Annotated in this window: 19 protein-coding genes; 16 read left to right on the forward strand and 3 right to left on the reverse strand. The window is 73.3% G+C overall.

Annotated features, from left to right (window positions below):
• Positions 1-80 precede the first annotated feature (80 nt).
• Both clpB and ACX9I7_RS27970 read left to right on the forward strand, forming a co-directional pair.
• Positions 81-2,741, forward strand: a complete 2,661-nt coding sequence (clpB, locus tag ACX9I7_RS27965; protein ID WP_459388890.1) for an ATP-dependent chaperone ClpB — start codon at positions 81-83, stop codon at positions 2,739-2,741.
• Positions 2,742-2,819: 78 nt separating this feature from the next.
• Positions 2,820-3,353: a YbjN domain-containing protein gene (locus tag ACX9I7_RS27970; protein WP_240667365.1), complete on the forward strand. Its 534-nt coding sequence runs from the start codon at positions 2,820-2,822 to the stop codon at positions 3,351-3,353.
• 32 nt (positions 3,354-3,385) lie between these two features.
• Here ACX9I7_RS27970 and ACX9I7_RS27975 read toward each other — a convergent pair whose 3' ends face one another.
• Positions 3,386-4,612, reverse strand: coding sequence for a hypothetical protein (locus ACX9I7_RS27975; RefSeq protein WP_459388891.1), 1,227 nt, complete (start codon positions 4,610-4,612; stop codon positions 3,386-3,388).
• Between the two features lie 299 nt (positions 4,613-4,911).
• Between ACX9I7_RS27975 and ACX9I7_RS27980 the strand changes: the two genes are divergently transcribed.
• The 3 genes from ACX9I7_RS27980 (at position 4,912) to ACX9I7_RS27990 (ending at position 8,655) form a co-directional block, all read left to right on the forward strand.
• The gene (locus ACX9I7_RS27980; RefSeq protein ID WP_459388892.1) at positions 4,912-6,120 is read left to right on the forward strand and encodes an aminotransferase class I/II-fold pyridoxal phosphate-dependent enzyme; all 1,209 of its coding nucleotides are present in this window, start codon (positions 4,912-4,914) and stop codon (positions 6,118-6,120) included.
• Positions 6,121-6,488: 368 nt separating this feature from the next.
• On the forward strand, positions 6,489-7,007 hold the full coding sequence (locus ACX9I7_RS27985) for a DUF2617 family protein (protein ID WP_358623920.1): 519 nt from the start codon (positions 6,489-6,491) through the stop codon (positions 7,005-7,007).
• An 85-nt stretch (positions 7,008-7,092) separates the two neighbouring features.
• The gene (locus ACX9I7_RS27990; RefSeq protein WP_387577801.1) at positions 7,093-8,655 is read left to right on the forward strand and encodes a polyamine aminopropyltransferase; all 1,563 of its coding nucleotides are present in this window, start codon (positions 7,093-7,095) and stop codon (positions 8,653-8,655) included.
• Here ACX9I7_RS27990 and ACX9I7_RS27995 read toward each other — a convergent pair.
• Positions 8,643-9,554 carry a helix-turn-helix domain-containing protein gene (locus tag ACX9I7_RS27995; RefSeq protein ID WP_387577799.1) on the reverse strand — a complete coding sequence of 304 codons (912 nt, stop codon included), beginning with the start codon at positions 9,552-9,554 and terminating at the stop codon, positions 8,643-8,645. The genes ACX9I7_RS27990 and ACX9I7_RS27995 overlap by 13 nt on opposite strands.
• Before the next feature lie 130 nt (positions 9,555-9,684).
• On the opposite strand from ACX9I7_RS27995, the gene ACX9I7_RS28000 reads away from it, so the two are divergent.
• The 11 genes from ACX9I7_RS28000 (at position 9,685) to ACX9I7_RS28050 (ending at position 20,334) form a co-directional block, all read left to right on the forward strand.
• Complete coding sequence (locus ACX9I7_RS28000) at positions 9,685-10,335, forward strand: NAD(P)-dependent oxidoreductase (protein ID WP_459388893.1); 651 nt, start codon at positions 9,685-9,687, stop codon at positions 10,333-10,335.
• Positions 10,336-10,424: 89 nt separating this feature from the next.
• A complete protein-coding gene (locus tag ACX9I7_RS28005; RefSeq protein ID WP_387577795.1) occupies positions 10,425-11,195 on the forward strand; it encodes an SRPBCC domain-containing protein in 771 nt (256 codons plus the stop codon).
• 116 nt (positions 11,196-11,311) lie between these two features.
• A complete protein-coding gene (locus tag ACX9I7_RS28010; protein WP_387577793.1) occupies positions 11,312-12,109 on the forward strand; it encodes an aldose epimerase family protein in 798 nt (265 codons plus the stop codon).
• Between the two features lie 10 nt (positions 12,110-12,119).
• Positions 12,120-12,668, forward strand: coding sequence for an orotate phosphoribosyltransferase (gene pyrE / locus ACX9I7_RS28015; RefSeq protein WP_126914911.1), 549 nt, complete (start codon positions 12,120-12,122; stop codon positions 12,666-12,668).
• A 197-nt stretch (positions 12,669-12,865) separates the two neighbouring features.
• Complete coding sequence (fbaA, locus tag ACX9I7_RS28020; RefSeq protein WP_189455738.1) at positions 12,866-13,888, forward strand: class II fructose-bisphosphate aldolase; 1,023 nt, start codon at positions 12,866-12,868, stop codon at positions 13,886-13,888.
• Positions 13,889-14,026: 138 nt separating this feature from the next.
• The gene (locus tag ACX9I7_RS28025; RefSeq protein WP_387577788.1) at positions 14,027-15,580 is read left to right on the forward strand and encodes an MFS transporter; all 1,554 of its coding nucleotides are present in this window, start codon (positions 14,027-14,029) and stop codon (positions 15,578-15,580) included.
• Positions 15,581-15,658: 78 nt separating this feature from the next.
• On the forward strand, positions 15,659-16,072 hold the full coding sequence (locus ACX9I7_RS28030; protein WP_358623943.1) for a DUF3151 domain-containing protein: 414 nt from the start codon (positions 15,659-15,661) through the stop codon (positions 16,070-16,072).
• Positions 16,073-16,238: 166 nt separating this feature from the next.
• On the forward strand, positions 16,239-17,060 hold the full coding sequence (locus tag ACX9I7_RS28035) for a tryptophan 2,3-dioxygenase family protein (RefSeq protein WP_459388894.1): 822 nt from the start codon (positions 16,239-16,241) through the stop codon (positions 17,058-17,060).
• On the forward strand, positions 17,053-18,291 hold the full coding sequence (gene kynU / locus ACX9I7_RS28040) for a kynureninase (protein ID WP_459388895.1): 1,239 nt from the start codon (positions 17,053-17,055) through the stop codon (positions 18,289-18,291). The genes ACX9I7_RS28035 and kynU overlap by 8 nt, the downstream gene beginning before the upstream one ends.
• 112 nt (positions 18,292-18,403) lie before the next feature.
• Positions 18,404-19,678, forward strand: a complete 1,275-nt coding sequence (locus ACX9I7_RS28045; RefSeq protein WP_387577832.1) for a sensor histidine kinase — start codon at positions 18,404-18,406, stop codon at positions 19,676-19,678.
• A complete protein-coding gene (locus tag ACX9I7_RS28050) occupies positions 19,675-20,334 on the forward strand; it encodes a response regulator (RefSeq protein ID WP_387577782.1) in 660 nt (219 codons plus the stop codon). The genes ACX9I7_RS28045 and ACX9I7_RS28050 overlap by 4 nt, the downstream gene beginning before the upstream one ends.
• A gap of 21 nt (positions 20,335-20,355) precedes the next feature.
• Here ACX9I7_RS28050 and ACX9I7_RS28055 read toward each other — a convergent pair whose 3' ends face one another.
• On the reverse strand, positions 20,356-21,306 hold the full coding sequence (locus ACX9I7_RS28055; RefSeq protein WP_459388896.1) for a diacylglycerol kinase: 951 nt from the start codon (positions 21,304-21,306) through the stop codon (positions 20,356-20,358).
• Positions 21,307-21,333 lie beyond the last annotated feature (27 nt).

Here is a 21,333-nt window from a genome sequence, read left to right on the forward strand (position 1 = left end):
GAGTGGACTAGACTCAACTTATTGCACGTTCCATCAGGCAAGCCCGATGAGCCTGTGAGCGCGAGGAGGAGCCCGTCGCCGTGGATGCCGAGCTGACGAACAAGAGCCGGGAGGCGCTGAGCGCCGCCAGTGACCGTGCCGTGTCGGCCGGGCATGCCGACATGACGCCGGCGCACCTCCTGCTGGCCCTGCTGGCCGGCCGGGAGAACGAGAACGTGATGGATCTGCTGGCCGCCGTCGACGCGGACGCGGCCGCGCTGCGCGGTGGGGCCGAGCGGCTGCTGGCGGGGATGCCGAGCGTTCAGGGGTCGACGGTGGCGCCGCCGCAGCCGGACCGGGAGCTGATGGCCGTCCTCGCGGACGCCACCGACCGCGCCCGTGACCTGGGCGACGAGTACATCTCGACCGAGCACCTGCTGATGGGCCTGGCCGCGCGCGGTGGCCGTGCGGGTGAGCTGCTGGCGGATCAGGGCGCGTCGGCCAAGAAGCTGCTGGAGGCGTTCGAGGCGGCCCGGGGCGGGCGCCGGGTGACGACGCCGGACCCCGAGGGCACGTACAAGGCGCTGGAGAAGTTCGGTACGGACTTCACGGCCGCCGCCCGTGACGGCAAGCTCGACCCCGTCATCGGCCGGGATCACGAGATCCGGCGCGTGGTGCAGGTGCTGTCGCGGCGCACGAAGAACAACCCCGTGCTCATCGGCGAGCCCGGCGTCGGCAAGACGGCCGTCGTCGAGGGGCTCGCGCAGCGGATAGTGAAGGGTGACGTTCCGGAGTCGCTGAAGAACAAGCGGCTGGTCGCGCTCGACCTGGGCGCGATGGTCGCGGGTGCGAAGTACCGGGGTGAGTTCGAGGAGCGGCTGAAGACCGTTCTGGCGGAGATCAAGGCCAGTGACGGCCAGATCATCACCTTCATCGACGAGCTCCACACCGTCGTGGGCGCCGGCGCGGGCGGGGACTCCGCCATGGACGCGGGCAACATGCTCAAGCCCATGCTCGCGCGCGGCGAGCTCCGCATGGTCGGGGCGACGACGCTGGACGAGTACCGGGAGCGGATCGAGAAGGACCCCGCGCTGGAGCGCCGCTTCCAGCAGGTGCTGGTGGCCGAGCCGTCCGTCGAGGACACCATCGCGATCCTGCGCGGCCTCAAGGGCCGCTACGAGGCGCACCACAAGGTGCAGATCGCCGACTCCGCGCTGGTGGCCGCCGCCACCCTCTCCGACCGGTACATCACCTCCCGCTTCCTGCCGGACAAGGCCATCGACCTGGTCGACGAGGCCGCGTCCCGGCTGCGCATGGAGATCGACTCCTCGCCCGTGGAGATCGACGAGCTCCAGCGCGCCGTCGACCGGCTGAAGATGGAGGAGCTGGCGCTGCGGAACGAGTCCGACGAGGCGAGCAAGGAGCGCCTGGCCAAGCTCCGCCGCGATCTGGCCGACAAGGAGGAGGAGCTGCGCGGCCTGACCGCCCGCTGGGAGAAGGAGAAGCAGTCCCTCAACCGCGTCGGTGAGCTCAAGGAGCGCCTGGACGATCTGCGGGTGCAGGCCGAGCGCGCCCAGCGCGACGGCGATTTCGACGCCGCTTCCAAGCTGCTCTACGGGGAGATCCCCGCTGTGGAGCGGGAGCTGGAGGAGGCCGCGAAGGCGGAGGTGGAGGCCGAGCAGGAGGCCGCCGCCAAGGACCTCATGGTCAAGGAGGACGTCGGCCCGGACGACATCGCCGACGTCGTCGCCTCCTGGACCGGCATCCCCGCCGGCCGGCTGCTGGAGGGCGAGACGCAGAAGCTGCTGCGCATGGAGGAGGAGCTGGGCAAGCGGCTGATCGGCCAGGCCGAGGCCGTGCGCGCCGTCTCCGACGCCGTGCGTCGCTCGCGGGCCGGGATCGCCGACCCCGACCGTCCGACCGGCTCGTTCCTCTTCCTCGGCCCCACCGGCGTCGGCAAGACCGAGCTGGCCAAGGCGCTCGCCGACTTCCTCTTCGACGACGAGCGGGCGATGGTCCGCATCGACATGTCGGAGTACGGCGAGAAGCACTCCGTCGCCCGCCTGGTCGGCGCGCCCCCCGGCTACGTCGGCTACGAGGAGGGCGGCCAGCTCACCGAGGCCGTGCGCCGCCGCCCGTACACGGTGGTGCTGCTGGACGAGGTGGAGAAGGCCCACCACGAGGTCTTCGACATCCTCCTGCAGGTCCTCGACGACGGCCGGCTCACCGACGGCCAGGGCCGAACGGTGGATTTCCGCAACACCATCCTCATCCTCACCTCCAACCTCGGCTCGGCCTTCCTGATGGACCCGCTGCTGAAGGAGGAGCAGAAGAAGGAGAAGGTGCTGGAGACCGTCCGCGCCTCCTTCCGCCCCGAATTCCTCAACCGTCTCGACGACACCGTCGTCTTCCACCCGCTGGGCACCGACCAGCTGGAGCGGATCGCCCGCATCCAGATCGGCCACCTCCAGCGCCGCCTCGCCGACCGCCGCCTCACCCTGGACGTCAGCGACGACGCCCTGCGCTGGCTCGCCTGGCTCGGCCACACCCCCGAGGCCGAAGGTGCGGCCCAGCCCGACCTGGCCTACGGCGCCCGCCCGCTGCGCCGGCTGGTGCAGACGGCCATCGGCGACCGGCTCGCCCGGGCGATCCTCGCCGGGGACGTACGGGACGGCGACACCGTCCGTGTCGACGTGGCGGACGGGGCCGAGGAGCTCACCGTTTCGCCCGTTCGGGAAGAGGCGGTCGCGAAAACGCTGTGACATACGGCGGGGCGGGGCTACCAGGCCCCGCCCACGATGGGGGAGGATGGCGGGAGACCGTACGAAGGGAAGCAAACGGTGAGCATCGACCCGTCCTCGATTCCGAATTTCGGGGGCCAGCCCGAACCGCAGCCTGAGGCGGGCCCGACAGGCCCCGTCATCCCCGACCAGGACCTGGTCAAGCAGCTCCTGGAGCAGATGGAGCTGAAGTACGTCGTGGACGACGAGGGTGACCTCGCCGCGCCGTGGGAGCAGTTCCGCACGTACTTCATGTTCCGTGGTGAGGAGGAGCAGCAGGTCTTCTCCGTGCGCACGTTCTACGACCGTCCGCACGACATCGAGGACAAGGCCAAGCTGCTCGAGGCCATCGACGACTGGAACCGCCGCACGCTGTGGCCCAAGGTCTACACCCACACCCACGACGACGGCACCGTCCGTCTGATCGGTGAGGCGCAGATGCTGATCGGCGTCGGTGTGGCGCTGGAGCACTTCGTCTCCAGCACGGTCAGCTGGGTGCGGGCCTCGATCGAGTTCGACAAGTGGCTCGCCGAGCAGCTGGGCCTGGAGGCCGACATCGAGGACGGCGACGACAAGCCGGACGACGAGGCCTGAGCCTCTCCGCTGTCACCCGCCGCGCCGCGCGGCTACATCGGGACCCTGGCCACGGTCAGGAGATAGGTCCCGTAGAGGAACGAGAGCCCGGCCAGCGCACCGGTCGTCACGACGACGGTGCGGGGCCGGGCTCTCGCCATCGCCACGGCGGCCGGCAGCAGCAGCGGAAAGGCCGGCAGCAGGAACCTCGGCTTGGAGGCGTAGTAGCTGGAGCCGCCGACGGCGATGACGGCCAGCACCAGCGCGTACGCCAGCAGCGCGGCGGGCGGCCGGTCCAGCGCCAGGAAGACGAGGGCGACGAGGGCGACGGCGAGGGTCGCCAGGGTGACGTAGTAGGCCATGGAGTCCCGGCCGGTGAACAGGTGCCGGGTGAAGAGGAAGGCGTCGCGCCCGAAGTCGAAGCGCGAGCCCCACAGCCGCTGCACCCTGAAGTAGCCCAGCGGCCCGCCCCCGGAGCGGAAGCCGGCCCAGACGACGTAGCCCGCCCAGCCCAGCGGTGCCATGGCCGTGCCCACCCAGATCCGCCAGTCCCGGCGGGCGTCCGGATCGCGCCGCAGGGCGACGACGGCGGCGACGGCGATCGCGGCGGACACGGCGATCGCGTTCGGCCGGGAGAGCCCGGCGAGCAGGGCCAGCGACCCGGCCCACAGCCAGCGGCGGGTGTACAGGGCGTAGAGCGACCAGGCGGCCAGCGCGGTCATCAGGGACTCGGTGTACGCCATGGTCTGCACGATCGCGTGCGGCAGCAGCCCCCACAGCAGCACCAGCACGGTCCCCACGCGGCGGCCGTGCAGCCGCTCGCCGACCGCGTAGACGCCCCAGGCGGCGGCCCCGGCGGCCGCCCAGGCCACCAGCAGCCCGGCCGTGACGACGGTGACCGGCAGCACGGTCACGACGCCCCGGACCAGCCCCGGGTAGAGGGGGAAGAAGGCGAGGTCGTTGTAGAAGACGCCCTTGCTGGTGGGCGAGGGGACGACCAGGCCGTAGCCGTGGCGGGCGATGCCCGCGTACCAGATGCCGTCCCACAGGTGGCCGAGCAGGGTGCGTGGGTGCTTGCCGATCCACCAGGCCCACGCGGCCATCGCCGTCATCCCGGTCAGCCGGACGGCGGCGTAGAGCCCGAGCGCGGGCAGGGCCCGGCGCAGCGCCGCGCGGATCCGGTCGGTACGGCCGGGACGGCGGCGGCCCTGGCGGGCGCGGCGCGGTTCGGGGGCCCGGACGGGCGCTGCGTCGCGGTGGACTGCGGGGCCGGCGGACACGCGGTACCTCCGGTGCGGGACGGGACGGTCGAGGCATACCGACCATGCGGCGCGGTCCTCGCGCGCGCGACCGGGAAACGCCCGTAAGCGGTGTGCCTTCCACCCGCTCGGGCGCACCCCGGAGTGTCGGCGTGCCGAGGGGCCGCCCGGTGTGCTGGTCCGCCCGCCGGGCCGCGCGTCCCGGTGTGCCGGGTCTTCCGCGCCGGGTCTTCGGGGGCGCTGGGCCGCGTCGCGCGCCCCGCCTATCGTGATCTCGATCGTCCGGACCGGAATGACCCGATGGGACAACGGGAGTGGGGATGAACGTGAACGCCAGGGAGACGGGCTGGAGCCCGGCGGAGCGGGTGCGGGGCATGGGGGAGTCGGTCTTCACGGAGATGACCGAGCTGGCGCGGCGGACCGGCGCGGTCAACCTGGGCCAGGGCGTGCCGGAGCTGGACGGGCCCCGTCCGCTGCTGGAGGAGGTCGCGGCGGCGGTGCTGGCGGGCGCCAACCAGTACCCGCCCGCCTATGGCTTCCCCGCGCTGCGCGAGGCGGTCGCCGCGCACCAGCGGCGGCGGTACGGGCTGGAGTACGCGCCGCAGGGCGAGGTGCTGGTGACCACGGGGGCCACGGAGGCGATCGCGGCGGCGCTGATGGCGCTGTGCGACCCGGGCGACGAGGTGCTCGCCTTCGACCCCTGCTACGACGCCTATCCAGCGGTGGCCCGCTTCGCCGGGGCCCGGCTGGTGCCCGTTCCGCTGGCTGAGGAGAACGCCGCGGAGACCGCCGGGGGTACGCCGGGCTTCGCGCTGGATCTGGACGCGCTGCGGGCCGCCGTCACCGGCCGTACCCGCGTGCTGATCCTCAACTCCCCGCACAACCCCACCGGGAAGGTGTTCACGGCGGCGGAGCTGGCGGCGATCGCGGAGCTCTGCCGGGAGCGCGATCTGGCGGTGGTGACGGACGAGGTCTACGAGCACCTGGTCTACGACGACGCGACGCACCGGACGATCGCCGCCCTGCCGGGGATGCGGGAGCGGACCCTGACCATCTCCTCGGCCGGCAAGACCTTCAACGTCACGGGGTGGAAGGTCGGCTGGGTGTGCGGTCCGGCCCGGCTGGTGGCGGCGGTGGCGGCGGCGAAACAATTCCTCACCTATGCGTCCGGCACGCCCTACCAGGAGGCGCTCGCGCGGGCATTGGGGGGCGTGGAGGAGTGGGCGGGGGAGCTCCGGCGGACTCTGCGCCGTAACCGGGATCTGCTGAGCGAGGGGCTCACCCGGGCCGGTCTGCGCCCCTATCGTGCGGAGGCGGGCTATTTCCTCCAGGCGGACATCCGCGCGTGGGGGCACGCGGACGGCGTGCGATTCTGCCGTGAACTGCCGCTGCGCGCCGGGGTGGTGGCCATTCCCACCTCCGCCTTCCTGCTCGCTCCGGACGCCCCCTCCCATCTGGTGCGTTTCTCCTTCTGCCGGCGGGAGAAGTCCGTGGTCGAGGCGGTGGAGAAGCTGATCGCGGCCGCCTGATCGGGAGATTTGCAAGGGGCTCATGCCCAGCCGCATATGCGTCCGGCGGATTTTCCGTATCCGCCGGACGCCGATGTGTTGAACTTATGTGCGCCGGTCTGTTGAACATTTGAACTGCATGGCCCTCGGGTGGATGGAAAGTTGCAGATCATGGGTAAAACCGCTGTGGGCGCCGCTCATTCGTGATTCCCTCGATCAGAGCCACGTTGAGACAATCCCCGGAAATCCCCGGCACACCGGAATGGCCCCTGCCGGAACCGGTCCGCGGGACCTCAGATGTGGGCATGAGCCGGCGCACTCGATCAGGAATGTGGTCCTCCTCGGGGCGGGCCGGCCCACCCTCCACTGCTTGCTCGCGGAGCCGACCCATGCTCACCACCCTCAAGACCACCTACACCGATACCCGCGCCGCCGATCTCGCCTGGTGTCTGGGGAAGGACCCCCTGCCCGCGCTGGCGGTGCTCGACCTCCGACTGGACGGAGCGGCCGTGCAGTTGCGCCTGCTGGGCGCCTCGCACCAGGTCATACTCGAAGAGGAGGACGGAGTCTGCTCGGAGACGGTCGCCTGCATACCCGGCAGCCAGACCCCGCTGCCCCTGGGCGTCGCCAAGCGCGTGGGCGCCTGGGAGTACGAGTTCGCGGCGCGCGTGGAGACCCTCTCGCGATGTTCCTTCGCGGGGCGCGCCCAGGAGCTCCTGGCGCTGGTCGCCGAACACCCGCAGGGGCTGGCCGGAACGTTTCCCGGAGATCCCCACGCCTTCACCGCCCTGCTCGCCCAGCGCCGCGACGGCCAGGTCAGCTGGCGCACCTGGCACGCGTATCCCCAGGAAGGGCGGCTGGTGGCCACCCGGACCCGCGTGGGTGTGCGGATGGCCGCACCCCTGTGAGAGCCGCTCGGGAGTCGCCCAAGCGCGTGAACTTAAACCCGTGTGGGTGACAAGGGGGCCCTGGTTCGTGACGTAGCGTTACCGCATGGTCCTCCACCGCCCGGTACCGGCGCGGCTGCCCGTACCGGCCGGGCTCGGCCGTCTCGCCGTGCTGACCACGGTCTTCATCTGTGCCGCCTGCGGGCTGGTCTACGAGCTGGAGCTGGTCGCGCTCGCCTCCTACCTGCTCGGCGACTCCGTCACCCAGGCGTCCGTCGTGCTGTCCGTCATGGTCTTCGCCATGGGTGTCGGCTCGCTGCTCGCCAAGCGGCTGCGCGCCCGCGCGGCGCTCGGCTTCGCCGCCGTCGAGGCGGTGCTGGCGCTGACCGGCGGCCTCTCCGCCATGGCGCTCTACGCCTGCTTCGCCTGGTACGGGCAGGCCCGGCTCGCCATGGTGGCCTTCTCGCTCATGATCGGGGTGCTCATCGGCGCCGAGGTGCCGCTGCTGATGACGCTCATCCAGCGCATCCGCCGGCAGGACGCGGGCTGCGCGGTCGCCGATCTCTTCGCCGCCGACTATGTGGGCGCCCTGGTCGGCGGGCTCGCCTTTCCCTTCCTCCTGCTGCCCGTGCTGGGCCAGTTGACGGGCGCGCTGGTCACCGGCGCGGTCAACGCCGTGGCGGGCGGGGCGCTGGTGCTCTGGCTCTTCCGGCGGGATCTGTCGCCGAGGGCCCGCTGGGCGCTGCTCACCGCCAATGGCCTGGTGCTGGTGGTGCTGGCGGTGTGCTCGGTGCTCACGGGCCCCTTCGAGCAGGCCGCCCGGCGGGCCGTCTACGGCACGGACGTCAGGGTCGCGGTGCGCTCGGAGGTCCAGGAGGTGGTGCTGGCCGGCGGGGACGGCGGCGGGCGGCCGCTCTCCCTCTTCCTCGACGGCCGGCTGAGCGTCAGCGGGGATGTCGAATCCCGCTATCACGAGGCGCTCGTCCACCCCGCCCTGGCCGGGGAGCACCGCCGCGTCCTCGTCCTCGGCGGCGGCGACGGCCTCGCGGTGCGCGAGGTGCTGCGCTACCCGGACGTCCGTTCCGTGACCGTCGTCGAGCTCGACCCCGAGGTGCTGCGGCTGGCCCGGACCGACCCCGGCCTGGCCGGCCTCAACCGCCGCGCCTACCGCGATCGACGGGTACGGGTGGTGACCGCCGACGCCTTCGACTGGCTGCGCGACGGCCGGGAGGCCGCCGCCGGCCCGTACGACGTGGTCATCTCCGACCTGCCCGACCCCGGGCTCACGCCCAGCACCAAGCTCTACTCCCAGGAGTTCTACGGGCTGGTGGCGCGCGTCCTCGCCCCAGGCGGCCGAATAGCCGTGCACGGGGGAGACCTCGACGCCCGGCCGCACGTCTTCTGGACCGTCGAGGCGACGCTGCGTTCCGTGGGGCTGTGCACCGCGCCCTATCGCGTGGCGGTCACCCGGGAGCGCGGGGCGCCCGAGCGGGACTGGGGGTTGGTACTGGCCGCGCGGGAGCCGGTACGGCTGGCGCTGCCCGTGCCCCGGCCGCCCCTGCCGTCCCTCACCCCGGAGAGGCTGCGCGCCGAGGGTCTGGCGGCCGAGCGCCGCAAGGAGGCGGGCGCGCTGCCGTCCACGCTGATGCACCCGCGCTACGCGGGCTGACCTCGCAGGGCCGCCCGGAAGGCGCCGGGGGTGTCCCCCGCGCGCTGCTGGAAGAACTTGGAGAAGTTGGCGGCGTCGGCGAAGCCGAGCCGTTCGGCGATTCGCGCGGCGGGCAGGTCGCTGTGCGCCAGCAGCCGTTTGGCCTCCAGCATCACCCGGCGGTCGACGAACTCCTTCGCCCCGACCCCGGCCGCCGCCAGCGTGGCCCGGGACAGGGTGCGGGGCGCGTAGCCCAGGTCCCGGGCGTAGTCGGCCACGCGGTGACGGCCGGCGAAGTCGCGCTCCACGGCGGCGCGGAACCGCATGAAGGCGTCCCCGGGAGCGGGCAGGCCGCTTGCGGGCGCGGAGGCGTGCGTCAGCCGCAGCACCAGCACCGAGAACAGATGACGCAGCACCTCCGTGCGGATGGCGGGGGCCAGCCGCTCGCCGGTGCGGTAGTCCGTCGCCAGGTGCCGCACGGCGCAGAAGACGGCCTCCCCGTCCTCGCCGCCCGGCCGCCACAGCACCGGCCCGAACGGGTCGTCCGCCGCGTCGGAGACGGCCGTACCCGGGGGCATGAAGCCCGGCTGGACGAGGATGACGGTGCCCTCGATCGCGTCGACGTCCCCGAACTGCTGGACCTGCCCGGGACGGACCCACAGCACCGAACCCGCGTCGAGGGTGTGGGTGCGGAAGTCGACGGTGTGGACGGCGGAGCCGGCGTCGACGGCGACGAGCTGGTGGAAGTCCAGCCGCTGCGGCGTGGACAGCAGCCCCTCGCGCGCCCGCTCGCGCAGCTCGGCCACGGTCATCACTTCCAGACCGGGCGGGGCGCCGGGCGGGGGCTCGTAGGCGAGCTCCAGGATGCCGCCGTCGCTCCCGACGGACGCGCATGGGTCAGTGTGTCGCTTTTTCACCATGGGGAGACGCGAGCCTACCTGGCCGGGTGGGGCGGCCGCTCCTAGCGTGGTCATTGCGCACCACGCGTACGCACCACCCACACCTACACGTCACCACACGTCCTTGAACCGTGCGACAGGAGACACCCCCATGGCGAAGATCGCCCTCTTCGGAGCCACCGGCACCATCGGCAGCCGCGTCCTGCGCGAGGCGCTGGACCGGGGCCACCAGGTCACGGCCGTCGTCCGCGACCCCGCCAAGCTCACCGAGCAGCACCCGAACCTCACCGTCACCACCGGTGACGTCCTCGACCCGGCCTCGGTCGCCGCCGTGGCCAAGGGCCAGGACGTCGTCGTCAGCGCCGTCGGCGGCGGCGACGGCCCCGGCCACCTCGCCACCATCAAGCCCGCGGCGGAGTCCCTGGTCGCCGGCCTGCGCACGCTCGGCGACGCGGCCCCCCGACTGATCGCCGTCGGTGGCGCGGGCTCGCTGCGCACCCCGGACGGCAAGCTGGTCTGGGACGCGGAGGGGCTGCCGGAGTTCCTGCTGCAGATCATGCACGCCCACGGCGACGCGCTGGACTTCTACCGCACGGTCTCCGACGTCCGCTGGACCAACGTCTCCCCGGCGGGCCTGATCGAGCCCGGCGAGCGCTCGGGCGCCTACCGCACCGCGCTCGACGACCTCGTCGTGAACGCGGAGGGCAAGAGCCGGATCTCCACCGAGGACTACGCGGTGGCGCTCATCGACGAGATCGAGACGCCCAAGCACGTGGGAGAGCGCTTCACTGTCGGAGACTGACCGTCTTCTGACGGAAAGTTCGATCGGATTCGACTCGTATTCGACCGGGGCGGGCCTGGTGCGGGGCCCGATGGGTAGGCTCGCTAGCTATGGAGCATGAGGTGTTCGTTCCGTTTCCCGTCGGTGCGGTGCGGCGGGTCCTCTCCGACCCCGCGCGCGTCGCCCGCTGCGTCCCCGGCCTCCAGCAGGACGCCTCGTCCGGTGCCGCCCTCACCGGGCGGCTCCGGCTGCGCATCGGCGGATCCACGATCACCTACCGGGGTGAGATGCGGCTGACCGAGCGGGACGGTTCGTACGAGCTCTCCGGCGAGGGCACCGAGGCCCGGGGCTCCGGCACGGTGACGCTCACGCTGAGCGCCCAGCCGGAGGAGACGCCCGGCGGCACCCGGCTGAGCTGCACGGGAACGGTCGGCGGCGCGGGGCGGCTCGCGGAGTTCGACGCGAAGACGGCGGAGTCCGTGGCGCGGCGGCTGCTCGACCGGTTCGGGGCGGCGCTGGCGGAGGAGTTGCGGGAGGAAGAGGCGGCGGAGGTGCCGCTCACGCCGTCCGGCGCGCAGGAGGGCGACGGCGGGACCGCCGACGAGGATGAGGTGCTCGACGGGCCGCTCGGCGGGTCGGGTGGCTTCGAGGACGACGTCCTCGACGACGAGCCGCCGGCGGAGGCGGCGCACGCGCGCCGCACGATGATCGGCCGCAGTGCGGAGGAAGTCGACCACGCGCCGCCGCGCGGGCGCTACGCGCCGGTGCCGGCGCCGGAGGCGGCCACCGGCACGGCCGTGCTGCGGTGGGCCGCGCCGGCGGCGGCGATCGCCCTGGCGGGCGCGGTCGTGGTGACCCGGGCGTTTCGCCGCAGGCGCTGAGCGCCGTTTCCGGGTGCGGCCCGGTGGCCGGTTTGTGCCCACCTGTTCCGCCCCAGCGGAACGATTGCCCACAAACCGGCAGGTCGGCGTGGGCCGCAGGCCCTAGGGTCGGTGGCGTGAGCCAAAACGTAACGTTGGCGGCCGGGGCCGCCGAAGTGGTCGTGGATCCGGGCAATGGCTGCCGCCTCGCCGGCCTCAGGATCGGCGGAGTCGAACTGCTCCGCCAGGGACCGCGCTACGGCGCCTTCCCCATGGTCCCGTGGTGCGGCCGCATCGCGGAAGGCCGCTTCCGCAACGGCGGCGAGATCCACCAGATGCCCGTCAACTCCCCTCCCCACGCCATCCACGGCACCGGCCGCGACACCGCCTGGCGCACCGCCCGCGCCGACGACCGGTCCGCCGCGTTCACCTACGACCTCGCCGAGCCCTGGCCCTACAGCGGCCGGGTCACCCAGCTGGTGGAGCTGACGGAGGAATCCCTCACCCTCACCATGGGCGTCGAGACCTATGACGACTCCTTCCCGGCACAGGCCGGCTGGCACCCCTGGTTCCTGCGGAACCTCGGCGTCGGCAAGGACGTGGAGATCGGCTTCCAGCCGTCCTGGCAGGAGGAGCGCGGCGACGACCACCTCCCCACCGGACAGCGCATCGAGCCCCGGCCCGGCCCCTGGGACGACTGCTTCGGGATGCCCGACGGCGTCGACGTCACCCTCACCTGGCCCGGCGCCCTGGAGCTGAAGGTCACCAGCCGCGCCGAGTGGGTCGTCGTCTACGACGAGCAGACCGAGGCGGTGTGCGTGGAGCCGCAGTCCGGCCCGCCCAACGGGCTGAACACCCACCCCCGCCTCGTCACGCCGATCGACCCCCTGGAGATCGCCACGACCTGGACCTGGCGTTCCCTGGGCCTGGCCTAAGCTCATGGACATGAGCGAAGCGCGCGAGGCACTGCTGGGCCAGATCAAGGACAAGGCCGTGATCCACGGCAAGGTCACCCTCTCCTCCGGCATGGAGGCCGACTACTACATCGACCTGCGCCGGGTCACCCTGGACGGCACGGCCGCGCCGCTGGTCGGGCAGGTCATGCTCGACACGACGGCCGAGTTCGACTTCGACGCCGTGGGCGGCCTGACCATGGGCGCCGACCCGGTGGCGACCGCGATGCTGCACGCCGCCGCCGCGCGCGGCAAGACGCTGGACGCCTTCGTCGTGCGGAAGGCGGCCAAGGCCCACGGTCTCCAGCGCCGCATCGAGGGTGCCGACATCAAGGGCCGCCGGGTCCTGGTGGTCGAGGACACCTCCACCACCGGTGGCTCGCCGCTGACGGCCGTCGAGGCCGTGCGCGAGGCCGGTGCCGAGGTCGTCGCGGTCGCCACGATCGTGGACCGGGCGACCGGTGCCGCCGAGAAGATCAGCGAGACCGCCGGCGTTCCCTATGTCTACGCCTACGCGATCGACGAGCTCGGCCTGGCCTGATCTATAGAGCCTGACCTGTCCTTTCTCAGGTTGCGCGGCCGAAGGGCGCGGTGTTTCACGTGAAACACCGCGCCCTTCGGCCAATCACCATGTGGAGCAATTTCGCGAGTCTGGGAAGATGGGTCCGACGATGACCGTCGCCCCCTAGGTCAGGGCCCGTAGAACGCCCGTACCCGCACATCACAAGGAGCGGACAGATGCCCATCGCAACCCCCGAGGTCTACAACGAGATGCTCGACCGGGCGAAGGCAGGCAAGTTCGCCTACCCGGCCATCAATGTGACCTCGACGCAGACTCTGCACGCCGCTCTGCGCGGCTTCGCCGAGGCGGAGAGCGACGGCATCATCCAGATCTCCACCGGTGGTGCGGAATTCCTGGGCGGCCAGTACAGCAAGGACATGGTCTCGGGCGCCGTCGCCCTGGCCGAGTTCGCGCACGTCGTCGCCAAGAAGTACCCGGTGAACATCGCGCTGCACACCGACCACTGCCCGAAGGACAAGCTGGACGGCTATGTCCGCCCGCTGCTCGCGATCTCCCAGGAGCGCGTCGCCGCCGGTCAGAACCCGCTCTTCCAGTCCCACATGTGGGACGGCTCCGCCGAGAAGCTCGACGAGAACCTGGCCATCGCCAAGGAGCTGCTCGCCGAGGCCGTGAAGGCGAAGATCATCCTTGAGGTCGAGATCACCCCGACCGGTGGCGAGGAGGACGGCGTCTCCCACGAGATCAACGACGACCTCTACACCACCGTCGCGGACGTGGAGCGCACCGCCGAGGCGCTGGGCCTGGGCGAGAAGGGCCGCTACCTGCTGGCCGCCTCCTTCGGCAACGTCCACGGCGTCTACAAGCCGGGCAACGTCGTCCTCCGCCCGGAGCTGCTCCGTGAGCTCCAGGACGGCATCGCCGCCAAGCACGGCAAGGCCGACCCGTTCGACTTCGTCTTCCACGGCGGCTCCGGCTCCACCGAGGAGGAGATCCGCACCGCGCTGGAGAACGGCGTCGTGAAGATGAACCTCGACACCGACACCCAGTACGCCTTCACCCGCCCGGTGGCGGCCCACATGTTCCAGAACTACGACGGCGTCCTGAAGGTCGACGGCGAGGTCGGCGACAAGAAGACCTACGACCCGCGCACCTGGGGCAAGCTCGCCGAGGCGAGCATGGCCGCGCGCGTCACCAAGGCCTGCGCCGACCTGCGCTCCACCGGCACCAAGCTGAAGTAACCCACCACGGGTGAAGCAACCCACCACGGGTGAAGCAACCCACCACGGGTTTCGAGGGGCCCGGCACGGTCCGTACGTACGGACCGTGCCGGGCCCTTTCGCGTGGCCGTGGCGGCCAAGGCGCGAGATGATCCGGGCATGAGCGACTCCGCGCGGGACCCCCGGCGGGTGTCCCCCCAGCCGGAGGAGCCGGAGGCCGGCCCGGGCGCCGGCCCGCCCGGCACCGCCGCCGTACGCCTCGGCACCCCCACCGGGCGGTGGGTCGTGCTGACGGCCGTCCTCGGCTCGGGCATGGCGCTGCTCGACAGCACCGTCGTCAACGTCGCGCTGCCCCACATCGGCCGTGACCTGGGCGCCGACCTCGCCGCCCTCCAGTGGACCGTCAACGCCTACATGCTCACCCTCGCCGGGCTGATCCTCCTCGGCGGCTCCCTGGGCGACCGCTACGGCCGCCGCCGGGTGTTCGTGATCGGCGTGGTGTGGTTCGCCCTGGCCTCGCTGCTGTGCGGCATCGCGCCCGACGCCGGGGTCCTCATCGCCGCCCGGGCCCTCCAGGGCGTCGGCGGCGCGCTGCTCACCCCGGGCTCGCTCGCGCTGCTCCAGGCCGTCTTCCACCCCGACGACCGGGCGGCCGCCGTGGGCGCCTGGTCGGGACTGGGCGGGGTCGCCGCGGCCGTCGGACCGTTCGTCGGCGGCTGGCTGGTGGACGGGCCCGGCTGGCGCTGGGTGTTCCTGATCAACCTCCCGCCCGCCGCCCTGTGCGTCCTCGTCGCCCGGCGGCACGTCCCCGAGACCCGGGACCCCACGGCCCACGGCCGCTTCGACGCCGCCGGCGCCGCGCTGGGCGCCCTCACCCTCGCCGCCGTGACGTACGCGCTGATCGCCGCGCCCGACAAGGGCCTCTCGGCCTGGGTGATCGTCCCCGCGGTCGCGGGCGTCCTGCTCGGCGCGGCCTTCATCCGCACCGAGCGACGACGGCCCGATCCGATGCTGCCGCTCGAGATCTTCCGCGTCCGGCTGTTCTCGGCCGTCAACGTCGTCACGTTCTTCGTCTACGCGGCCTTCAGCGGCTTCTTCTTCCTCTCCGTCCTCCAGCTCCAGGTCGTCGTGGGCTGGTCCGCCCTGGTGGCCGGCACGGCCCTGCTGCCCACGACCGTGCTGATGCTGCTGCTGTCCTCCCGCTCCGGCCGGATCGCCCAGCGCGTCGGGCCGCGCGTCCCGCTCACGGTCGGGCCGCTGCTGTGCGCGGCGGGCATGCTGCTGATGACGCGCGTCGGGCACGGCGCCTCCTACTGGCGGGACGTGCTGCCCCCGCTCGTCGTCCTGGGCCTGGGCATGGTCACGCTGGTCGCGCCGCTCACCGCCACCGTCCTGGCCTCCGTCGACGTGGCCCGGGCCGGACTGGCCAGCGGCATCAACAACGCCGCCGCCCGCGCCGCCGGACTGATCGCCGTGGCCGCGCTGCCCCTGGCGGCGGGCATGGGACCGGACGCCTACCGGGACCCGGCGGCCTTCTCCGGCGCGTTCGACCTGGCCATGGTCTACTGCGCCGGAGCGCTGGTCGTCGGCGCCGGACTGGCCTGGTGGACGATCCGCGAGCCGAAGCCGGCGTCCTGCCACCCGGAGTGCGCATTCCACTGCGGGGTGTCAGCGCCGCCCCTGGACCCGGGGGACGCGGGACAGGGCCCGTAGGCACGTAGGCGTAGGCCCGCAGGCACGTAAGGCCGACGAGGCTCCGGCACGGCGCGCGGCTGCGGCAGACTGGGCCGCATGTCCATTCACGAGAACCTCCTCGGGGGACCGCCCCCGACCCACCTGCCCGACGACCCCGAGCCGCGCGAGCTCCTCGCCTCCGGCGCGGCCCCCGCCGAGGTCGCCGCCAAGTACCCGGCGTCCTCGCTGGCCTGGGCGCAGCTCGCCGACGACGCGTTCGAGGCCGGCCGGACCGTCGAGTCCTACGCCTACGCCCGCACCGGCTACCACCGCGGCCTCGACGCGCTGCGCCGCAGCGGCTGGAAGGGCCACGGCCCGGTGCCCTTCGAGCACGAGCCCAACCGCGGCTTCCTGCGCGCCCTCCACGCCCTCGCCCGCGCCGCGCAGGCGATCGGCGAGCAGGAGGAGTACGAGCGCTGCAGCACGTTCCTGCGCGACAGCTCCCCGCTGGCCGCCGACACCCTGGGCTGACGTCCCGGACGTCCCCGGCGCCCCGTCGCCGAGCGGACGGACACCGCCCACGGCCCTTGCCGTGGGCGGTGTCCGCGACGCAAGATGCGAACAGGGGACCGGGGCTCCGATGCCGACGGGAAGGGGCGGACCGCTACCCGGGAGCACTCTGCGAGGAGAGTCCGCGATGACGCACGCCCCCACGGCCCCCACCCTCGAGTTCGAGGGCACGACCCCGTACGAGGACTACGTCCGCGCCGAGGTCCTCACGAACCTTCAGAAGCCGCTCTCCGACGACCCCGGCGAGATGGTCTTCCTCGTGACCACCCAGGTCATGGAGCTGTGGTTCACGGTCGTCGTCCACGAGTGGGAGACCGCCGCGCGCGCCCTGCGCGAGGACGAACTGCCCGTCGCGCTGGCCGCGCTCAAGCGGTCCACGTACGAACTGGCGGCGCTCAACTCCTCCTGGGAACCGCTCGCCCACCTGACGCCCGCGCAGTTCAACTCCTACCGCGCCGCCTTGGGCGAGGCGTCCGGCTTCCAGTCGGCGACCTACCGCCGTCTGGAGTTCCTGCTCGGCGAGAAGTCACCCGCGATGCTCGTCCCCTACCGGGGCGCGCCGCGCGTCCACGCGGAGCTGGAGAAGGCCCTCCACGCGCCCGGCCTCTACGACGAGGCGCTGGCCTGGCTGGCCCGGCGCGGCCACGCGATACCCGCCGCCGTCCTCGACCGCGACCTGGCCACGCGCTACGCGGGCGACCCGGCCGTCGAGGACGTCTGGCACCGCGTCTACGCGGGCGACCAGAACGCGGAGGAGTGCCGGCTCGGCGAGGCCCTCACGGAGGTCGCGGAGCTGGTGTGGCGCTGGCGCAACGACCATCTCGTCGCCACGAGACGGGCGATGGGCGCCAAGGTGGGCTCGGGCGGCTCGGCCGGCGTCGCCTGGCTGGAGAAGCGCGCGGGGAAGCACGTCTTCCCCGAACTGTGGACGGCGCGCAGCCGTGTCTGACCCCGGGGGCGCCGGAGGACCAGGCGGAGGACTACGCGCCGAGGCCGCCGCCCTCGACGCCGCCGACGCGCTGCGCGCCAAGCGCGCGGAGTTCGTCCTCGACGACGACACCGTCTACCTCGACGGCAACTCCCTCGGCGCCCTCCCGCGCGCCGTCCCCGCCCGCCTGGCCGACGTCGTCGGGCGCGAGTGGGGGCGGCTGCGCGTCCGGTCGTGGAGCGAGTCCGGCTGGTGGACCGCGCCCGAGCGGGTCGGCGACCGGATCGGGCGGCTCGTCGGCGCCGCGCCCGGCCAGACCGTCGTGGGCGACTCCACCAGCGTCAACGTCTTCAAGGCCGTCGTCGCGGCCGTCCGCATGGGTTCGGGAACGGGGGGCCGGGCCCGGGACGAGATCCTCGTCGACGCGGCGACGTTCCCCACGGACGGCTACATCGCCGCCTCCGCCGCCCGGCTGACCGGCTGCCGGATCCGGGCCGTCCCCGTCGGCGACCTCGCCGCCGCGGCCGGCCCCCGCACCGCCGTCGCCGTCGTCAACCACGTCGACTACCGCACCGGCCGCCTCCACGACCTGCCCGCCCTCACGGCCGCCGTGCACGCCACCGGGGCGCGGATCGTCTGGGACCTGTGCCACAGCGCGGGCGCGCTGCCCATCGGCCTGGACGCCGACGGCGTGGACCTCGCCGTCGGCTGCACGTACAAGTACCTCAACGGCGGCCCCGGCGCGCCCGCCTTCCTCTACGTCCGGCGCGACCTCCAGCCCCGCTTCGACTCCCCGCTGCCCGGCTGGAACTCCCACGCCGACCCCTTCGGCATGGCCCCCGACCACACCCCCGCCGGCGGCGCGCCGCGCGGCCGCGTCGGCACGCCGGACATCCTCTCCCTGCTCGCGCTGGAGGCGGCGCTGGACGTGTGGGAGGACGTCGACCTCGCCGCCGTGCGCGCCAAGAGCCTCGCCCTCACCGACTTCTTCCTCCGCTGCGCGGAGGCGTACGTACCGGCCGGCCGGGCCACGTCCGTCACGCCGGCCGCCCACGCGGAACGGGGGAGCCAGGTGGCCCTGAAGGTCGCCCGGGCCGAGACCGCCGCGCGGACGGCGGCGGAGCTCGTCCGGCGCGGTGTGGTGGGCGACCACCGCCCCCCGGACCTGCTGCGCTTCGGCTTCGCCCCGCTGTACACGACGTTCGGGGAGGTGGAGCGGGCGGCGCGGGTGCTGGGGGACGTCCTCGCGTAGTACTTGAGACGGACCCCCGGAGATCCGCTGGTAAGCGGACGACGCACCCGCTCGCGTTGCCTACGGTTGTTGTGTGACCAAGACGCATGAGACGAACGGCCTGCGCGGTGAGATGCGCATTCTCGAGAGCGCGACCGAAGAGATACGCAAGGACCTGTTCACCGACGCCTTCGCCTTCCGGCCGCTGCCGCCGCTCGGCGACGGCCACGCGCTGGTCCGCCGGGCCCCCTGGGGACTGGGCCGCTACACGCGCTGGCTGCCGCACACGATCGTCGCGGGGTTCGCCGCGCTCGTCATGCTGGCGACCCTGGCGGAGCAGCCGAGCATGTCCGGCCTGGTCCTCGCGCTGTTCGCGGGCGTCCCCCTGCTGGCCACGATGCTGCGGCCCATCGGCGCCTGGTGGCTGTCGCTCGGCGCCGCCTTCGTCTCCGCCGTGGCCTTCGGCGCCAACCCCTGGACACCCAGCGGATACGTCTCCCACCTCGCCGTCATGGCGATCGTCACCCTCCGCACCCGCCCCCGGCTGGCCGTCGAGATGTGGCTGATCACCGGGGCCTTCCAGGTGTTCGTGACCTTCGGCCGCGGCTACGGCCTCCCCCGCGACGTCTTCGAGATGTCCGTCATCTCCGGCATGCTGCTCTTCGCCGTGGCCGCCGTGCGCGCCATGCGCGAGTCCAAGCGGCAGGTCGCCCAGCAGGTCGCCGTCACCCAGGTGGAACGGTCGCGCCGCACCGTGCTGGAGGAGCGCACCACCATCGCCCGCGAGCTCCACGACGTCGTCGCCCACCACATGTCCGTGGTCGCCATCCAGGCCGAGGCCGCGCCCTACCGCGTCCAGGACACCCCGCCCGAGCTGGCCGCCGCCTTCGCCACGATCCGGGAGAACGCCGTGGCCGCCCTCACCGAGCTGCGCCGCGTCCTCGGCGTCGTACGGTCCGAGAACCCGGACGCCTTCGCCGCCCCCGAGGCCCCGCAGCCCACCCTCGCCGACCTCGACGCGCTGCTGGCCAACGTCCGCTCCGCCGGGCTCACCGCCGAGCGGATCACGACGGGCTCGGTGCGGCCGCTGCCGCAGGGCGTGGAGCTGTCCGCGTACCGCATCGTCCAGGAGGCGCTCAGCAACGTCCTGCGCCACGCGCCCGGCGCCACGGCGCGCGTCGAGCTGTCCTACGTCCTCGGCGGGCTCGGCCTGCGGATCGTCAACGGCCGCCCCGACCGCCTCGCCAAGCCCTCGCCGGGCGCCGGCCACGGCGTGCTCGGCATGCGCGAGCGCGTCACGATGCTCGGCGGCGAGATGACGGCGGAGCCCACGGAGGACGGCGGCTACGAGGTCGTCGCCTTCCTCCCCGCCGCACCGGCCGCCGCACCGGGCGAGGCCGCCGCATGACCATCCGCGTGCTGATCGTCGACGACCAGATGATGGTCCGCGAGGGCTTCTCCGTCCTGCTGGGCGCCCAGCCCGACATCGAGGTGGTCGGCGAGGCCGTGGACGGCCTCGACGCCCTCCGCAAGGTCGCCGAGCTGCGCCCGGACGTGGTGCTCATGGACATCCGCATGCCCCGCATGAACGGCCTGGAGGCGACCCGCGAGATCGTCGCCGCCGACGCGGGCGCGAAGGTGCTCGTGCTCACCACCTTCGACCTGGACGAATACGTCTACCAGGCGCTGCGTTCCGGGGCGAGCGGCTTCCTGCTCAAGGACGCCTCCGCCCGCCAGCTCGCGGACGGCGTGCGCGTCGTCGCCGACGGCGAGGCGCTGCTGGCGCCGACGGTCACCAAGCGGCTGATCCAGGAGTTCTCCCGCCTGGGCACGTCCAGGACGCCCACGCCGGAGCGCGTCGGCGACCTCACGGAGCGGGAGACGGAGGTGCTGGTGCTGGTCGCCCAGGGGCGCTCCAACGCGGAGATCGCGGAGGGTCTGGTGGTGGCGGAGTCGACGGTGAAGACCCACGTCAGCCGCATCCTGGTCAAGCTCGGCCTCCGGGACCGGACGCAGGCGGCGGTCTTCGCGTACGAGGCGGGGCTGGTCCGCCCGGGAGGGTGACCCGGGGCGGACCCCGCCGCGCTACTCGCGCGGCAGCGTCAGCCCCCACGCGTCCCCGACCGCTGTCCACGTCCGCGTCCGTACCGGGCCCCGGACGCGGTTGTCGGCGCGGTAGCGGAAGTCCGGGCCGGAGACGGTGACCGTGTGGGCCAGGACGCGGAGCGGGGCGTCCGCCGGGCCGCCCGTGTGGACGACGACCTCGGCCAGGCCGCCCGCCGCCGTCACCGCGACCCGCGCGACCGGCCGGTCGAGATCGGCCAGCAGCTCCCCGTCCGCCTCCACCCGCAGCCGCGTCGCCGACGGCAGCGGATGCCGCCCCGACGGCCCGGACAGCAGCGTCAGGGCCGTACGGGCGGTCCGGGCGGCCGGCGTCCACCACGCCTGGTGACCACCGGGACCGCTGGGGCCGCCGTGGCCGCCGGAACCACCCGGGCCGCCCTCCGGCCCGCCACCCGGCGCCGGCACCGCCGCCGCGGCCTGCGCCGGGCTCCCGGCCCCCCGGGGCGGCCCCGGAGCCCGCCGCACGGCCCCCGCCGGCGCCCACAGGCCGCCCAGCACCACGCCGTCGCTCTCGTCGGCCAGCAGCCCCAGCCGCCGCTCCGCGCCGTCCAGTACCGCCCTGGCGGCCGCGACGGTCCCCAGCGGGACGCCGAGCACCCGGGCCACCGACACCGCCGGGAGCGCCCCCACGGGCACCCACGCCAGCGGCGCGTCGGCCAGCTCGCGGCGGCGGTGCAGCAGGCCCACGACGCGCAGCAGGGCCCGGTCGTCGCCGATCACGACGATCCGCCGCCGTCCGCGCCGGGCGACCGCGCGCGCCACCTCCTCCGGACCGCCCGGGAGACAGATTTTGGCCACCGCTCCGGCGCACAGCACATCCCTCGCGATCCGCGTGGACTCGCCGTCCACGCGCCTGGCGACCGGGTCGATGACGACGAGCAGCTGCGCTCCGCTCGGGTCTGGAGCCGACACCTTCGTCCTTCCTCAGGTAATCTCTCG

This window comes from Streptomyces sp. L500, from assembly GCF_054551825.1.

Coding starts and splice junctions, on each gene's coding strand:
- ACX9I7_RS27980 (WP_459388892.1), top strand. CDS start 4,912: ATGAACGTGAACGCCAGGGAGACGGGCTGGAGCCCGGCGGAGCGGGTG.
- ACX9I7_RS27985 (WP_358623920.1), top strand. CDS start 6,489: ATGCTCACCACCCTCAAGACCACCTACACCGATACCCGCGCCGCCGAT.
- ACX9I7_RS27990 (WP_387577801.1), top strand. CDS start 7,093: ATGGTCCTCCACCGCCCGGTACCGGCGCGGCTGCCCGTACCGGCCGGG.
- ACX9I7_RS27995 (WP_387577799.1), bottom strand. CDS start 9,554: ATGGTGAAAAAGCGACACACTGACCCATGCGCGTCCGTCGGGAGCGAC.
- ACX9I7_RS28000 (WP_459388893.1), top strand. CDS start 9,685: ATGGCGAAGATCGCCCTCTTCGGAGCCACCGGCACCATCGGCAGCCGC.
- ACX9I7_RS28005 (WP_387577795.1), top strand. CDS start 10,425: ATGGAGCATGAGGTGTTCGTTCCGTTTCCCGTCGGTGCGGTGCGGCGG.
- pyrE (WP_126914911.1), top strand. CDS start 12,120: ATGAGCGAAGCGCGCGAGGCACTGCTGGGCCAGATCAAGGACAAGGCC.
- fbaA (WP_189455738.1), top strand. CDS start 12,866: ATGCCCATCGCAACCCCCGAGGTCTACAACGAGATGCTCGACCGGGCG.
- ACX9I7_RS28025 (WP_387577788.1), top strand. CDS start 14,027: ATGAGCGACTCCGCGCGGGACCCCCGGCGGGTGTCCCCCCAGCCGGAG.
- ACX9I7_RS28030 (WP_358623943.1), top strand. CDS start 15,659: ATGTCCATTCACGAGAACCTCCTCGGGGGACCGCCCCCGACCCACCTG.
- ACX9I7_RS28035 (WP_459388894.1), top strand. CDS start 16,239: ATGACGCACGCCCCCACGGCCCCCACCCTCGAGTTCGAGGGCACGACC.
- ACX9I7_RS28045 (WP_387577832.1), top strand. CDS start 18,404: ATGCGCATTCTCGAGAGCGCGACCGAAGAGATACGCAAGGACCTGTTC.
- ACX9I7_RS28050 (WP_387577782.1), top strand. CDS start 19,675: ATGACCATCCGCGTGCTGATCGTCGACGACCAGATGATGGTCCGCGAG.